Raw genomic sequence first — 14,495 nt, forward strand, 5'->3', positions numbered from 1 at the left:
GCGGTTCCTGACCTCACAAATCGCTTTCTTTTTTTCGGAAATCATGTATGATCCGCGTCGTCCTGCCCCATGCAGAGGGACGTACGCGTCGTCACGAACGTCGGGTGCGGGATGCGGTGGCCGTGGTCCTGTCGGACGCGCATGATGCGCAGACGACCGGCAGGATTGCGGACGTGAAGTCGCAGCGTCCTGATACCCCGATGCTGGTATCACGCCCGTGACGTGCTTCGCACGGCATGGGCAATGGTGGCCAACACGCCCGGCGCGCCAGGGAGACTGCGTATAAGCGTGAGACTGCCGCGCAGGGAATGCCGGATGATCGGCTTTGCCTGTGGTACCTGCCGCCTGCATTTTTTTCGCAGGCGGGCCATGGGTGAGGCCTTCACCCGGCATTCCCTGCACCCTCTCGTTTGGGGAGGGTGAACGAAGTAACGTAACTCGGGCCTATCGAGCCGCGAGACTGCGACCCCGTGTCTTTGAAGCGCTCCGCTCTCGACCCACTCACAACTGTCGTCCCGGGCAAGCCACCACGCCGCGCAAGCGGCGGCGGGGCGCCGACCCGGGACCCGTATCCACAGGAAGCAGTTGGCTTGCACAAGCCCCGCCATCTCGCATACCCACATCATTCGGCGGTTATGGATCCCGGCGTTCGCCGGGATGACGACGGAAGATGTGGTCGGCGCCGTAGCCCTTTACGCGACATTGCATCAGCGTTGCACGAGCAAACAGTCGTATGTCGACCAGCAAGGTTGAGCGCTCAGCACGGCACGATCTCAAATCTGCACCGCGCACAGCGCAGAGCAGCACTCCACATCGCCGCTGGCGGCATGGCATGGGACTTGCTGAACTCGCACACCAACTCGTTGCTTGCGGAGACATGGAATGCTTGAAGGAGCCGAAGTCCGGCTGGCCGTCGATATCGGCGGCACGTTCACCGATATCGTTCTCGACATCGGCACACAGCGCAGGACGCGCAAGCTGCTGACCACGCCGACGCAGCCGGAGCAGGCCGTGCTCGACGGCACGCGGCTCATCCTCGCCGATGCGAGAGCGCGCATTTCCGATATCGACGTCTTCATCCACGGCACCACGCTCGCCACCAACGCCATCATCGAGCGCCGCGGCGCGAAGACGGCACTGATCGCCACTGAAGGCTTCCGTGACGTTCTCGATATTGGAACTGAGAGCCGTTACGACCAGTACGATCTTGCGATCGACAAGCCGAAGCCGCTGGTGCCGCGCAGCCTTCGCTTCACCGTGCCCGAGCGCGTCGATGCTCATGGAGAGGTCAGGCTGCCGCTCGATGAAGCGGCGGTGCGCGCACTCGTGCCGCAACTGCGCGCTCTCGATGTCGCCAGCGTCGCCGTCGCGTTCCTACACGCCTATGCCAATCCCGCGCATGAGCGTCGCACCGGCGAGATCCTGGCCGAGGAGATGCCGGATGTCTCGATCACGCTGTCTTCCGCCGTCTGTCCCGAAATCCGGGAATACGAGCGCACCTCGACCGCGGTCGCCAACGCCTATGTGCAGCCGCTGATGGACAGCTATCTCGCGCGCATGGAGCAGGCGCTCAGGATCGAGCAGTTCCGCGGCGCGATCTATCTCGTCACATCGGGTGGCGGCGTGACCTCGATCGCGACCGCACGTCGCTTTCCGGTGCGCCTCGTCGAGTCCGGTCCCGCCGGCGGCGCGATCTTCGCCGGCCAGATCGCAGCACGACTCGGTGAGCGCAAGGTGCTGTCGTTCGACATGGGCGGCACCACCGCCAAGATCTGTCTCATCGAGAATTTCGAGCCGGAGAGCTCGCGCGTGTTCGAGGTCGACCGCGCTGCGCGCTTCCTGAAAGGCTCGGGCCTGCCGGTGCGCATTCCCGTCATCGAGATGGTCGAGATCGGCGCCGGCGGCGGCTCGATCGCACGCATCGATGCGATGAAGCGCGTCACCGTCGGTCCCGAGAGCGCCTCCTCCGAGCCGGGACCTGCCTGCTATGGCCGCGGCGGCCAGCGGCCCGCCGTGACGGATTCCGATGTCGCGCTCGGCATGATCGATCCCGACGCGTTCGCCGGCGGCACCATCAGGCTCGATCCCGAGCTGTCGAAACAGGCCTTGCTCCGCGACGTCGGTGCACCGCTCGGCTTGAATGCGGAAACTGCCGCCTACGCGGTGCACGAAGTGGTGTGCGAGAACATGGCGAGCGCGGCGCGCGTCCATGCGGTCGAGCGCGGCGCCGTGATCGGCCAGCACACGCTGATCGCGTTCGGCGGCGCGGCGCCGCTGCATGCCGCGCGCGTCGCGGAAAAGATCGGCGTGTCGCGCGTGGTCGTGCCGTCCAATGCCGGCGTCGGCTCGGCGGTCGGCTTTCTCGCCGCGCCCATCGCCTATGAGCTGGTGCGCAGCCGCCATGTCCGGCTCGACGGCTTCGATACGGCGCTGGTCTCCGGCCTGCTGCAGGAGATGGCCGACGAGGCCCGCGCGCTGGTCGAGCACGGCGCATCCGGAGCGCCGTTGCGCGAACGCCGCGTCGCCTTCATGCGTTATGTCGGCCAGGGTCACGAGATCACGGTCGAGCTGCCGAACCGTCCGCTGACCGTGGACGATCTCACCACGCTGCGCGCGACCTTCGAGGCCGGCTACGCCGCGCTGTTCGAGCGCGCCATCCCGGGCGCCGCGATCGAGGTGCTGAGCTGGTCGGTGCTGGTCACGACCGAGCCGCGCAATCCCGCAGGCGTGGCCGAGGTGACGCGCAAACCCGCAGGGCCAGCCGCCGGCCATCGGAAATTCTTCGACGGCCGCGCCGGGCACTTCGTCGAGATCCCGCTCTATCGCCGCGAGCAGATGGCGCCGGGCGCGGTCATCGCGGGCCCCGCCGTGATCGCCGAGGACGAGACCTCGACCTTCATCTCCAACAGTTTCGATGCGCATATCGATGGTGCCGGCAGCATCGTCATGGAACGGAAGGCCGCCTGAGATGAGTGAGAAGAATGGGACCAGCCTGATCGACCTGCAGATCATGTGGCACCGGCTGATCGCCGTGGTCGAGGAGCAGGCGCAGGTCTTGCTGCGCACCGCCTTCAGCCCGATCGTGCGCGAATGCGGCGATCTCTCCGCCGGCGTGTTCGACCTGAAGGGACGCATGCTGGCGCAGGCCGTCACCGGCACGCCGGGCCACGTCAACTCGATGGCCGAGTCGGTCAAGCACTTCATCGCGCAGTTTCCGATTGAAACGATGAAGCCGGGCGACGCCTACATCACCAACGATCCCTGGATGGGCACCGGCCATCTCAACGACTTCGTCGTCACCACGCCCTGCTTCAAGGACGGCGAGCCGGTCGCGCTGTTCTCCTGCACCAGCCATCTGATGGACATCGGCGGCATCGGCTTCGGCCCCGATGGCACCGACGTATTCATGGAGGGGCTGTACATCCCGATGCTGAAGCTGATCGACCAGGGCGTCGTCAACGAGACGCTGATGGCCATGATCCGCGCCAACACGCGGCTGCCGGTCGACACCGAGGGCGACACCTACTCGCTCGCCGCCTGCAACGATGTCGGCTGCCAGCGGCTGGTCGAGATGATGCGGGAGTTCGGCATCGCCTCGCTCGACGAGCTCGGCGACTACGTCTGCGACCGCTCGCGCGAGGCCGTGCTGGCCGAGATCGCCAAGCTGCCGAAGGGCACCTGGCGCAACGAGATGGTGGTCGACGGCTATGATGCGCCGGTGACCCTCAAGGCGGCGCTGACGATCAGCGACGACGGCATCCATGTCGATTTCGACGGCACCTCGCAGGCCTCGAAGTTCGGCATCAACGTGCCGCTGTCCTACACCACGGCCTACACCGTGTTCGGACTCGGCTGCGTGGTCGCCTCGCAGATTCCGAACAATGCCGGCTCGCTGTCGCCGCTGACGGTGTCGGCGCCATCGGGCGCGATCCTCAATGCGCCGAAGCCTGCGCCGGTCGCCTCGCGTCATGTCATCGGCCAGATGCTGCCCGACGTCGTGTTCGGCTGTCTCAGGCAGATCATTCCGGAGCGCGTGCCGGCCGAAGGCACGTCCTGCCTGTGGAATCTCAACGTCCGCGGCCAGACCCGCTCCGGCACCGGCGGCAATTACGGGTTCTCGATGGCGGTAACCTCGAACGGCGGCACCGGCGCCCGCTTCGACAAGGACGGCCTGTCGGCGACCGCCTACCCCTCCGGCGTGCGCGGCACTCCAGTCGAAATCGCCGAGACGCAGACGCCCTTGATCTTCTGGCGCAAGGAGCTGCGCCCGGATTCCGGCGGCGCCGGCCGCAGCCGCGGCGGCCTCGGCCAGATCATCGAGGTCGGCAGCGGCGTCGACGCCCCGTTCGACATCCTCGCCGCCTTCGACCGCATCGATCATCCGCCGCGCGGTCGCGACGGCGGCCACAATGGCGAGGCCGGCTATGTCGGACTTAAGTCGGGAAAGAAGCTGCGGGGCAAAGGCTTTCAGACGGTGCCGCCGGACGACCGGCTCGTCGTGCTGACACCCGGCGGCGCCGGCATCGGCGATCCCCGCGAGCGCGCGGCGGAGCTCGTGCGGAGCGACGTCGAGGCGGGGCTAGTGTCAGCGGACAATGCAGCGGCGGTCTACGGACAGGCGCGCTGACGATGCCCTTCTACATTGCAGATGCTCGATTGGACCCAGATTGCGCGGCGGTCGCCGCCTCTCCCCGCTTGCGGGGAGAGGCCGGATTGCATCGCAGATGCAATCCGGGTGAGGGGGACTCTCCATGCACCGAGCTCTTGGAGAGAGCCCCTCACCCCAACCCTCTCCCCGTAAGGACGGGGAGAGGGAGCGCACCGGCCGCACTGCGACAGCTTGGGCTCAACTAACACCACGATCGGCCTCACGATGAAGCGCCAACATCTCCATCCTTGCATCACCATCAACCGGAGACACCCATGATCACGCGACGCGCATTCACTGCAGGTGCAGCCACCCTGCTCGCCGCAACACAAGTCTCGACCCGCGCCCGCGCCGCCACGGCCAACTGGGACATGTCGACGGTCTGGCCCGACGGCAATTTCCACACCCAGAACGCGTTTGCCTTCGCCGAGGAAGTGAAGAAGCAGACCGGCGGCGCGGTCAATATCACCGTCAAGGCCGGCGGTCAGCTCGGCTTCAAGGGCCCCGAACATCTCCGCGCCGTGCGCGATGGCCTGGTGCCGCTCGCGGACGTGCTCAACATCCAGCAGGTCGGCGACGAGCCGTTCATGGGCGTCGAGAGCATTCCCTTTCTCGCCGGGTCGATGGACGAGCTCAAGGTGCTGCACAAATATGTCCGGCCTGAATATGAGAAGATCGCCGCGCGCAACAACCAGAAGATCCTCTATATCGTGCCGTGGCCGACGCAGTATCTGCACCTCAAGGCCAAGGTCGCCGACGTCGCCGGGCTGAAGAACATCAAGATCCGCGTGCCCGACAAGAACGCGGTCGACATGCTCAACGCCATCGGCATGGCTGCGGTCATGATCCCCTGGGGCGAGACCATCCCGGCGCTGGCCTCCGGCGCCGTGGCCGGCGTCTCCACTTCCGCAGTGTCGGGCGTCGACGGCAAGTTCTGGGAATTCCTGAAATACATCTATCCGACCAATCACGTCTGGTCGTCGCAGATGCTCGCCGTCAACCTCGACTCCTGGAAGACCTTGAGCGCGGAGCAGCAGAAGACCGTCGCCGACATCGCCGCGAAGATGGAGCCCACTTTCTGGGCCAACTCGCTGAAGGCCGACGCCGACAGCCTCAGCCGGCTCAAGGAAGGCGGCATGGAAGTGGTGCCGGTGTCGGAGGCCATGATGACCGAGATCCGCGCCAAGACCGCACCGCAGCTGGAAGCCTTCTTGAAAAAGGTGCCGGCGTCCGAGCAGCCGGTCAGGGCCTATCTCGCGGAGATGAAGCGTGGCTGAGAGCATGGCCGTCGCAAGCACCGATCCCTCCCCGTCACCGAGCCTCAACGCAGCGGCGCCCGCGCCGCTGCGGCTGCTGCTCGACGTCATCGACCGTCTCGGCCGTCTCGACGGCTGGATCGGTGGCGGCTGTCTGCTGACGCTGACCTGCCTGATGCTGGCCGAGGTGGCCACACGGGCGCTGTCGAACGTGCTGCCGTTCTTTCCGCCGAGCATCTCGATCGCCTGGGAATACTCGTCCTATCTGATGGCGGCGTCGTTCACCTTCGGCGCGGCCATGACGCTGCGGGTCGGCGGCCACATCCGTGTCGTCCTGCTGCTCAAGAACGTGCCGGCGCCGGTGCAGCGCGGGCTCGAAGTGCTGGCCGCGGCGGCCGGCTTCGCTTTCATGGCCTTCCTGACCTGGGCGATGACCAAATTCGCCTTCGGCTCGTTCATCCGCGGCCAGGTCTCGACCTCGAGCGACACGCCGCTGTGGTTCCCGCAGGCCGTCGTCACCTTCGGCATGCTGCTCCTGACCCTTCAATTCCTGGCCCGCGCCATCCAGGCCGCGCTGGGGTTGCCGCTGGAAGATCATCGGATGAAGGCGTCGCCGGTCGAATGACAGGGCGGGCTCATATCGCGACGATCATTTGTCGGCGGGCAGCGCCCGCCGAGGCACGTCGTTCGTGCCCAAGACCTGATAGTTATAACCGAACCCTCGCATCGCAAGCGGTGCACCCCCTCTCCCCGTCCTTACGGGGAGAGGGTTGGGGTGAGGGGCAGCCGCACGGGAAGTGTGCGCGGGCAGACCTCTACCCCCTCGAGCAAATCTGCCGATTAGTTACTCCGTCATGCCCGGGCTTGTCCCGGGCATCCACGTCGTTCTCAGGATGCCGGACGACGTGGATGGCCGGGACAGGCCCGGCCATGACGCCTTGGAAGCAGGCGAGCTCAAAACTTCGATCGTCAAACGTCGTGCCCGCTTCGCACCTAGGGGCCCACGACCCCGGCCCCTCTTCCGCCCTCCCGCCCGCCCCCTTCACCGCGGACTCCCCCACCCCATGACCATCGAAGTCGTCGCCCTGTTCGTCATCCTGTTCGCGCTGCTGGCCGGTGGCCTGTGGATCGGGCTCACGCTTGCGCTGACCGCCACCCTGCTGCTGGCGATGTTCCGCTCGATCCCGCTCGACAAGCTGCTTCCGCAATATGCCTGGAACATCCTGACCACGCAGGAGCTGCTGGCGTTGCCGCTGTTCATCCTGATGGGCGAGCTGTTGTTCCGCACCCGCCTGTCACGCTCGCTGTTCCAGGGCCTGGCGCCGTGGGCTGGCCTGCTGCCGGGCCGCCTGCTCCACGTCAACGTCATCGGCTGCACCATCTTCGCGGCCATCTCCGGCTCGTCGGCCGCGACGACGCAGGTGATCGGCCGGATGTCGCTGAACGAGCTGTTGCGCCGCGGCTACTCGCGCGACATCGCGATCGGCTCGCTCGCCGGCGCCGGCACGCTCGGCTTCCTGATCCCGCCGTCGAACATCATGATCATCTACGGCGTGCTCGGCGATGTCTCGATCCTGAAACTGTTCACCGCCGGCGTGCTGCCGGGCATGCTGCTGGCCGGCACCTTCATGGGCTGGGTGATGCTGCACACGACGCTGAAGCCCGCCATGGTGCCGAAGGCCGAAGCGCAGCTGTCGCTGGTGCCGTGGGCGGAGCGCTTCGCGGCGCTCAAGGATCTGGCCCCAGCCCTGTTCCTGATCGCCTGCGTGCTCGGCTCGATGTATGGCGGCCTCGCCACCCCGTCCGAAGCCGCCGCCGTCGGCGTGTTGGGCGCGGCGGTGGTCGCCTATGTCCAGGGGTCGATGTCGCAACAGGTGGTGCGCGACGTCATGATCGGTTCGGTCATCACCTGCTCGATGATCGCGCTGATCGTGCTCGGCGCGTCGATCCTCGGCAATGCCGCGGCCTTCCTCGGCATCCCCCAGGCTGTGGCCGCCTTCGTGAAAGGCCTCGGCCTGTCGCCGGTCATGCTGATCGTGGCCCTGATCGTGTTCTACCTGATCCTCGGCTGCTTCCTCGACGGCTTCTCGATGATCGTGATGACCCTGCCGATCGTGCTGCCGATCGTGAAGGGCGCCGGCTTCGACGAGGTCTGGTTCGGAGTCTTCCTGGTGCTCGCCGTCGAGATGGCCCAGATCACGCCGCCGGTCGGCTTCAACCTGTTCGTGATCCAGGGACTGACGGAGGACGGTCTCGGCTATATCGCCCGCGTGACCGCCCCCTATCTCATCATCATGGCTGCCTTCGTGCTGCTGCTCACCCTCGTCCCGGGCATCGTGACCATTCTGCCGCGGCTGCTCTACGGGTGAGCGGCGCGTGTCAGGCGGCCTGCATGTTGTCCAGGAACTTCTGGACCTCCGCCTTCAACCGCAGGCTCTCGCCGGACAGCACCTGGGCCGAGGCGAACATCCGGTTGGAGCTTTCGCCGGTCTCGCCTGCGCCGCGCGCCGCGCTGCGGATGTTGCTGACGACCTCCGCGGTGCCGCTGGCCGCCGAGCGGACGCTCTGAGTGATGTTCTGGGTGGCGGCGCGCTGCTGCTCGACCGCCGACGAGATCGACGCGGCGATGCCGTTGATGCGCTCGATGGTCGCGCCGATCGCCTTGATGGCGTCGACCGATTCCTGGGTCACGGTCTGCATGTTGGCGATCTGGCTGGAGATCTCCTCGGTGGCCTTGGCGGTCTGGCCGGCCAAGGTCTTGACCTCCTGGGCGACCACCGCGAAGCCGCGGCCGGCGTCGCCGGCACGGGCGGCCTCGATGGTCGCGTTCAGCGCCAGCAGGTTGGTCTGCTCGGCGATCGAGGTGATCAGCTTGACGACATCGCCGATGCGGTTGCCTGCATCCGACAGCTCCTTGATGCGCTGGTCGGTCGCGGTGGCCTGGCTGACCGCCTCGGCCGCGATGGCCGTCGATTCCTGCACGCGGCGAATGATCTCGGCGATGGAACCGGAGAGTTCGTCCGAGGCGGCGGCCGCGGTGCGGACGTGCTCGGACGCGGTTTCGGAGGCGCCGGCCGACTGTCCGGACAGATCCGCGGTGGTGCGCGCAGCCTGGGTGAGCTGCCGCGCCTCGCGCTCGAATTCGCTCGACGAGTTCAGCACGTTCTCGATGATGCCGCCGATGCTGGCCTGGAACGAATCGACGAAGCGCTGCAGCTCGGCCTTGCGCTGCTCGACTCCAGCTGCGGCCGCGGCCGCCTGCTCCTCGCGCATCCGGCGCCGCTCGCTGGCGGCGCTGCGGAACACGATGAGGCTGCGCGCAATCTCGCCGATCTCGTCGCCGCGGTCGTCGGACCCGATCTCGACGTTGTCGCGGCCCTCGGCGGTCGCCGTCAGCGCGTCCGTCACGGCGCTCAAGGGCTTGGTGATGCGCCGCACGGCCAGCATGGTCAGTCCGAGCACGAGCAGCGCGGCAATCACGGCGGCAACGATCATGGTCTGCATTGCCTGCGAGAGCATCGCATCGAGCTCAGCCATGGGCACACCGACATAGAGAATGCCGATCACCTTGCCCGCCGAATTGGTGACGGGAAAATAGGCGGTCATGAACGGCTTGCCGAACAGCACGGCCGGGCCCTTGTAGGCCTCGCCACGGCGCAGCAGCGCCTGTGCGGGATGATCGGGGGCGAGCTGCGTGCCGACAGCGCGGTCGCCGTTCTCCTTCTTCACATTGGTCGAGCGGCGCACGAACTGGCCGCCGTCGTCGACCACGAACAGCGTGGCGCTGCCGCCGACATAGGAGACCGCGCGGTCGACGATGGCGTGATCCTTGATCTCGGGAATCGCCGGAATGTCGATGCGGGTCACGACGCCATTCTGCGTGCTGACCTTGGCATCCTTGAACGTCTCGGTGAACGTCAACGCAAAGGTGCGCAAGTTCCCTTCGATGTCGCGCTTGGCGCGCTCTCCGACATCAGAGGACAGCGACCAATACGCTGCGCCGACAACGAGGGCGGTATTCAGGGCAATCACGACAACGGCGCCGATCAGCGCCTTGGTGCCGAGCTTCAATTTGATGGGCACGTCATTAAACCTTCCAGGAGATGCAACTGAATCTCACGGTGCCCGTAGTTTGTTTCAAACCCGTTATTTTCCGGGGCGTAGAATACCGGAAGTCTCTTCAAGAACGGCAATAAGATACCTAATAATGTCGTCTTCCCCTATCATAGTATGGTTCCGCGAGAGCCTGCGACTATCGGACCACCCCGCGTTGTATACAGCAGCAACGTCGGGCGCTCAGATTGTTTGTAGTTACGTCTACGATCAGGAAAGCCCTGCGTTGCGTTCGCTCGGCGCTGCAACGCGCTGGTGGCTCGCGCAATCGTTGCGTGCACTCCAGGCCGAACTACATAAGCTCGGCGCCGAGCTCGTGATCCGCCGTGGCCCCGCGGCCAAGGTGCTCGGCGAGCTGGCGCGCGACACCAGGGCCAGCGCGGTGTACTGGAACGATGTCGCACAGGCCGGACCGCGCACCGTGGCGGCCGATGTCGAGGCGGCGCTCGGCGAGATCGGCGTGACGTCACGCGTGTTCCCCGACGACCTGCTGATCGATCCCGCCGGCATGCGTGGCAAGGATGGACGCGGACCGCGCGTGTTCACCCCGTTCTGGAAGCGCGTGCTCGCCCTCGGGGATCCGCCGAAGCCACTGCCCGTGCCGGTCAGGCTGCCGCCGGTGGCCGGCATCGCAAGCCTCACCATCGATGAGCTGGCGCTGGAACCGACCAGGCCCGATTGGGCGGGCGGCATGCGCGCGACCTGGCAGGCCGGCGAGCGCACCGCGCAGCAGCGTCTGAAGCGCTTTCTCGCGACCACCGTCCAGAGCTACGCCGCCGAGCGCGACCGCCCCGACATCGACGCCACGTCTCGGCTGTCGCCGCATTTACGATTCGGCGAAATCAGCCCGCGCCAGATCTGGCACGCCGCACGCTTCGCCGCCGAGGAACGCCCCGCTCTGGCGAAGGGCATCGACAAGTTCCTGAGCGAACTCGGCTGGCGCGAGTTCTGCCGCCACCTGCTTTATCACAATCCCGACCTCGCCACCCGCAACCTGCAGCCGTCCTTCGACGCGTTCCCATGGACGCAGGACGATGCGGCGCTGTCGGCCTGGCAGCGCGGACGGACCGGCTATCCGATCGTCGACGCCGGGATGCGCGAGCTGTGGCACACCGGGAGCATGCACAACCGCGTCCGCATGGTGGCCGCCTCGCTGCTGGTGAAGCACCTCCTGATCGACTGGCGTCAGGGTGAGCAATGGTTCTGGGACACGCTGGTCGATGCCGATGCCGGCAGCAATCCGGCGAGCTGGCAATGGGTTGCAGGCTCTGGGGCCGATGCCGCCCCCTATTTCCGCGTCTTCAATCCCGTGCTGCAGGGCGAGAAGTTCGATCCGGACGGGAGCTATGTGCGGCGCTGGGTTCCCGAACTTGCCCGGCTGCCGGCCGCGCTGATCCATCAGCCCTGGACGGCCAAGCCGCTCGAACTCGCCGAGGCCGGCGTCACGCTCGGCCGCTCCTATCCCGAGCCGATCGTCGATCACAAGCACGGCCGCGAGCGCGCGCTGGCCGCCTATGCGAGCTTGCGCACAAGTGATTAGTTGCGCTCGCTTTGACAGCAGAGAGAATCCAGCTATCGTTGCAGTGTTTCCAACACATCGGGGGACCGATATGGACGACACCACACTGACCGACCCGACGATCGCCGCACCGGGCACGCCGCCCGAGGCCGCGACCGATCCCACGACCGCCGCGGCGCCGAAGGCGAAGCGGGCTTCGAAGAAGACCTCGAAGAAGGCCGCCGCCAAGAAGGCTCCGCCCCGGCGGGCTGCCGCCAAGGCCAAGAAGGTTGCAACCAAGAAGTCGGCCAAGAAGACCGTGAAGAAGGCAGCGAAGAAGACGGCCAAGAAGACAGCGAAGAAGGCCGCAAAGAAAACGGCCAAGAAGACGAAGAAGGCCAAGCGCTGAACCTGCCTGGTTCGAGGCCCAAGGCAGAAAATCACTGTCGCTGACGGTCTCGGCGAAACAATCCAGTGCCCGGTAGTGGGGACGATCTGGCGCTGGATTGTTTCGTTGCTCGTTCGCAACCGCGACGAAGGCCGGGGCTTGTCGCCGCAATGCGGGAGAGCCGCATGCGGGAAAGATGGGACGAGCGCGACGCTCCGCTCACCAGGAATCGGGACAGGGATCGACGATCTTCCAGAGATCGATGCCGTTCTTGATCCGCTTCATCTCGGTGGTGAGCCCGCCATTGCGCCGGATCCAATCCTTCACCGTGTCCGGGTAGTACGACATCAGCTCGGATGTGCCTTCGAAGCTGGTGACCTTGATGCCGAAGGTGAAGGCCTTGTCGTAATAGGCCTGGTGAAAGCCGAGGCTGGCCTTTGGAGTGACGCAGATCTTGTTGATCGGCACGATGCCGAACACCAGCGTGCAGGCCGAGTTGCAGATGCCGTCGATGATCACCCGCTGCCGCGTATCCCGGATATGCCGGTACCTGGCCTTGTAGTCTTCGATGTAGCCGCCATGATCGCGCGTGATGTGCAGATCCGCCCGCGCCGGCGCCGCGGCAACCAGGGAGAGCACGACGCATGGGATCAGGCGGCTCATCGGTCGGACTGGGGAACCCGATCTCATCTGGGCGGAGGCGCGGCAAGGCCCTTCAGCCCGGCGGCATGTGCCGGAACCTTGTCACGGATTCGTTAAGCATGCGGAAAAGGCCAAAATTTTGACGCGACGGCCGCTTTCGCGCACCCTTTGCGACCCGTCGGCGTTAGATTGTCGGCCCAATGGACTGCCTTGGCGCGGTTTCCGGAGAAATGACATGAGCAAGCTCGCATCACTCGCATCATCAGCTGCTGCCTTGATCGTGGCCGCGTCAGCCCTGGTTCCGGCGGCGTCGGAGGCGCGCAGCCACCATCGGCATCACCGCCACCACCACGGCCTGCCGTACGCGATCAGCTTCCTGCACAATTACGGCCCCGGCCCGCTTCCCGGCACCTTTGCGTTCTATGACGGCCCCGCGACCAACCACTGTTACCAGAGCTCGGCCGCCTATATCGGCCAGGACCGGCGCCGGCATCCCTGCTTCTGACGCCGCCGCCGTCCATCCGGGATTCGCATGGAGTGGACGGGTGACGCGCCTGCGGAGGCTGGCCTTGCCGGTCCAAGTCTGGTATCCGGATTCGTACGGACGCCCGCGTCCGTCACCACGCGCTCGTAGCTCAGCTGGATAGAGCATCGGATTTCGATTCCGAGGGTCGGGAGTTCGAATCTCTCCGAGCGCGCCAGGCCGTCCTCACCGCCGTTGCCCATCCCGATTTCAGGTCAATGGCACGGATGCGCACCAGCCGGGCTGGTCCGCATCACAGGGTCAATTCGCCACGCCCGACGGCATGATCGCTGCGGCCTGCGGAAGCGGCTTGCGGGATGTGGCAAAGAACGCGAGGGCAGCGAGGTCGAGCACGACGGCCGTGATCCCGAGCGCGGGATAGCCGAGCACCTGTACCAGCACGCCTCCGAGCAGCGGTGCGACGGCCGAGCCCGACATGACCATGGCCGGAGTCGCGGCAACCGCCCGGCCGGTCGGCTCGATCCGCGCCAGATGGCCGAAGATGAAGGTGTGGGTGAACAGCATCACGAAGGGGAAACCGATCACGGCCGCATAGGGCCAGAAGCCGGTCGTGCACGAGATCAGCAGCGCGATGAGGCCCTGGGCCAGCGCGCCGGCGATGCCGACCGTGATCGGTGAGAGGCGCTTCTCCAACAGCGCGGCCAGCAGCGTGGGCAGCATCGCCAACAAACCCATGACGACGAACACGCCCTGGATCTGTCCGACCGAGAGACCTCGCTCGGCGCCCATCCGCTCCAGAAACGAGAAGATCATGGCCTGCACCAGCGCCATTGCCATGATGCCGATCATGCAAAGCCACACTGGCCGCGAGAACCCGGCGCTGTCCTTGACCACGTCCTCATTGGCCGACACCGACGGGAAGAGCAGCGCGGTCACCATGCAGGCGATGGCCATGATGAACGCGAAGATCCGAAAGATCGTCGGCGGCCCGAATTCGGCGATCAACGCCGGCGCTCCGCCCAGGAAGAACACGGCGAAAACACCGAGCCCGACGCCGCCCATGGCAAAGATGCGGTGCGGGTTTGCTGTTCGGCCCATGGTGCCGTGGATGAACGAGAGCGCAAGCCCCGTCGCGAAGCCGGCGACCAAATGGCCGATCGCGAACGAAACGAAGTCGTTGACCCAGGTCATGGCGCAGAACGACAGCGCACTGACACCGAAGCCGAGCGACGGCACCCAGCGGCCGGGAAGGCGATGAAAGAACGGCGACAGCACCACGCTCGAGATCACGACGCCCAGAAGAAACAGCGTCGCCAGCCCACCGGCCTGGGCCGGAGCGAACGCATAGGACGCGATCAGGGTGCCGACCCAGATCGGCAGCGCCGGCTGGTCGATCATTCCAGCCATGTGCCCCGTCACGAGAGACAGCTTCGAACTCCACGAGTTGACCAGCGACATGTTCACCT

12 protein-coding genes and 1 tRNA gene are annotated in these 14,495 nt (G+C 66.0%); 10 read left to right on the forward strand and 3 right to left on the reverse strand.

Annotation, left to right across the window (positions count from 1 at the left end; translation table 11 throughout):
* Positions 1 to 47: 47 nt before the first annotated feature.
* The 6 genes from ACQR1B_RS32915 to ACQR1B_RS32940 all read left to right on the forward strand — a co-directional run bounded on the left by ACQR1B_RS32915 (position 48) and on the right by ACQR1B_RS32940 (position 8,273).
* Positions 48 to 221: a hypothetical protein gene (locus ACQR1B_RS32915; protein ID WP_434837006.1), complete on the forward strand. Its 174-nt coding sequence runs from the start codon at positions 48 to 50 to the stop codon at positions 219 to 221.
* Positions 222 to 882: 661 nt separating this feature from the next.
* Entirely contained in the window at positions 883 to 2,967 is a 2,085-nt protein-coding gene (locus ACQR1B_RS32920; protein WP_434837005.1) for a hydantoinase/oxoprolinase family protein, read from the forward strand.
* A gap of 1 nt (position 2,968) precedes the next feature.
* On the forward strand, positions 2,969 to 4,627 hold the full coding sequence (locus ACQR1B_RS32925) for a hydantoinase B/oxoprolinase family protein (protein ID WP_434837004.1): 1,659 nt from the start codon (positions 2,969 to 2,971) through the stop codon (positions 4,625 to 4,627).
* 296 nt (positions 4,628 to 4,923) lie between these two features.
* The gene (locus ACQR1B_RS32930) at positions 4,924 to 5,925 is read left to right on the forward strand and encodes a TRAP transporter substrate-binding protein (RefSeq protein ID WP_434837003.1); all 1,002 of its coding nucleotides are present in this window, start codon (positions 4,924 to 4,926) and stop codon (positions 5,923 to 5,925) included.
* Between the two features lie 4 nt (positions 5,926 to 5,929).
* A complete protein-coding gene (locus tag ACQR1B_RS32935) occupies positions 5,930 to 6,529 on the forward strand; it encodes a TRAP transporter small permease subunit (protein WP_434837050.1) in 600 nt (199 codons plus the stop codon).
* A 439-nt stretch (positions 6,530 to 6,968) separates the two neighbouring features.
* Positions 6,969 to 8,273, forward strand: a complete 1,305-nt coding sequence (locus ACQR1B_RS32940; protein ID WP_434837002.1) for a TRAP transporter large permease — start codon at positions 6,969 to 6,971, stop codon at positions 8,271 to 8,273.
* Positions 8,274 to 8,283: 10 nt separating this feature from the next.
* Here ACQR1B_RS32940 and ACQR1B_RS32945 read toward each other — a convergent pair whose 3' ends face one another.
* Entirely contained in the window at positions 8,284 to 9,987 is a 1,704-nt protein-coding gene (locus tag ACQR1B_RS32945) for a Cache 3/Cache 2 fusion domain-containing protein (protein ID WP_434837001.1), read from the reverse strand.
* Positions 9,988 to 10,111: 124 nt separating this feature from the next.
* On the opposite strand from ACQR1B_RS32945, the gene ACQR1B_RS32950 reads away from it, so the two are divergent.
* Together ACQR1B_RS32950 and ACQR1B_RS32955 are read left to right on the forward strand one after the other, a co-directional pair.
* On the forward strand, positions 10,112 to 11,557 hold the full coding sequence (locus tag ACQR1B_RS32950; protein ID WP_434837000.1) for a cryptochrome/photolyase family protein: 1,446 nt from the start codon (positions 10,112 to 10,114) through the stop codon (positions 11,555 to 11,557).
* Positions 11,558 to 11,627: 70 nt separating this feature from the next.
* A complete protein-coding gene (locus tag ACQR1B_RS32955) occupies positions 11,628 to 11,924 on the forward strand; it encodes a histone (protein WP_434836999.1) in 297 nt (98 codons plus the stop codon).
* 198 nt (positions 11,925 to 12,122) lie between these two features.
* On the opposite strand, the gene ACQR1B_RS32960 is transcribed toward ACQR1B_RS32955, so the two are convergent.
* Entirely contained in the window at positions 12,123 to 12,566 is a 444-nt protein-coding gene (locus ACQR1B_RS32960) for a hypothetical protein (RefSeq protein ID WP_434836998.1), read from the reverse strand.
* 214 nt (positions 12,567 to 12,780) lie between these two features.
* On the opposite strand from ACQR1B_RS32960, the gene ACQR1B_RS32965 reads away from it, so the two are divergent.
* Positions 12,781 to 13,050: a hypothetical protein gene (locus ACQR1B_RS32965; RefSeq protein WP_434836997.1), complete on the forward strand. Its 270-nt coding sequence runs from the start codon at positions 12,781 to 12,783 to the stop codon at positions 13,048 to 13,050.
* 119 nt (positions 13,051 to 13,169) lie between these two features.
* A tRNA-Arg gene (locus ACQR1B_RS32970) sits at positions 13,170 to 13,246 on the forward strand.
* 83 nt (positions 13,247 to 13,329) lie between these two features.
* Here the strand turns inward: ACQR1B_RS32970 and ACQR1B_RS32975 are convergent.
* The gene (locus tag ACQR1B_RS32975) at positions 13,330 to 14,487 is read right to left on the reverse strand and encodes an MFS transporter (protein WP_434836996.1); all 1,158 of its coding nucleotides are present in this window, start codon (positions 14,485 to 14,487) and stop codon (positions 13,330 to 13,332) included.
* Positions 14,488 to 14,495: the final 8 nt, after the last annotated feature.

The organism is Bradyrhizobium oligotrophicum (genome assembly GCF_051168495.1).
Classification (GTDB): Bacteria; Pseudomonadota; Alphaproteobacteria; order Rhizobiales; family Xanthobacteraceae; genus Bradyrhizobium; species Bradyrhizobium oligotrophicum_A.

What these genes read in the sequence shown, in the direction of transcription:
- ACQR1B_RS32955 (WP_434836999.1), top strand. Translation starts at nt 11,628, where the DNA reads ATGGACGACACCACACTGACCGACCCGACGATCGCCGCACCGGGCACG.
- ACQR1B_RS32920 (WP_434837005.1), top strand. Translation starts at nt 883, where the DNA reads ATGCTTGAAGGAGCCGAAGTCCGGCTGGCCGTCGATATCGGCGGCACG.
- ACQR1B_RS32930 (WP_434837003.1), top strand. Translation starts at nt 4,924, where the DNA reads ATGATCACGCGACGCGCATTCACTGCAGGTGCAGCCACCCTGCTCGCC.
- ACQR1B_RS32960 (WP_434836998.1), bottom strand. Translation starts at nt 12,566, where the DNA reads ATGAGCCGCCTGATCCCATGCGTCGTGCTCTCCCTGGTTGCCGCGGCG.
- ACQR1B_RS32975 (WP_434836996.1), bottom strand. Translation starts at nt 14,487, where the DNA reads ATGTCGCTGGTCAACTCGTGGAGTTCGAAGCTGTCTCTCGTGACGGGG.
- ACQR1B_RS32965 (WP_434836997.1), top strand. Translation starts at nt 12,781, where the DNA reads ATGAGCAAGCTCGCATCACTCGCATCATCAGCTGCTGCCTTGATCGTG.
- ACQR1B_RS32950 (WP_434837000.1), top strand. Translation starts at nt 10,112, where the DNA reads ATGTCGTCTTCCCCTATCATAGTATGGTTCCGCGAGAGCCTGCGACTA.
- ACQR1B_RS32940 (WP_434837002.1), top strand. Translation starts at nt 6,969, where the DNA reads ATGACCATCGAAGTCGTCGCCCTGTTCGTCATCCTGTTCGCGCTGCTG.
- ACQR1B_RS32915 (WP_434837006.1), top strand. Translation starts at nt 48, where the DNA reads ATGATCCGCGTCGTCCTGCCCCATGCAGAGGGACGTACGCGTCGTCAC.
- ACQR1B_RS32925 (WP_434837004.1), top strand. Translation starts at nt 2,969, where the DNA reads ATGAGTGAGAAGAATGGGACCAGCCTGATCGACCTGCAGATCATGTGG.
- ACQR1B_RS32935 (WP_434837050.1), top strand. Translation starts at nt 5,930, where the DNA reads ATGGCCGTCGCAAGCACCGATCCCTCCCCGTCACCGAGCCTCAACGCA.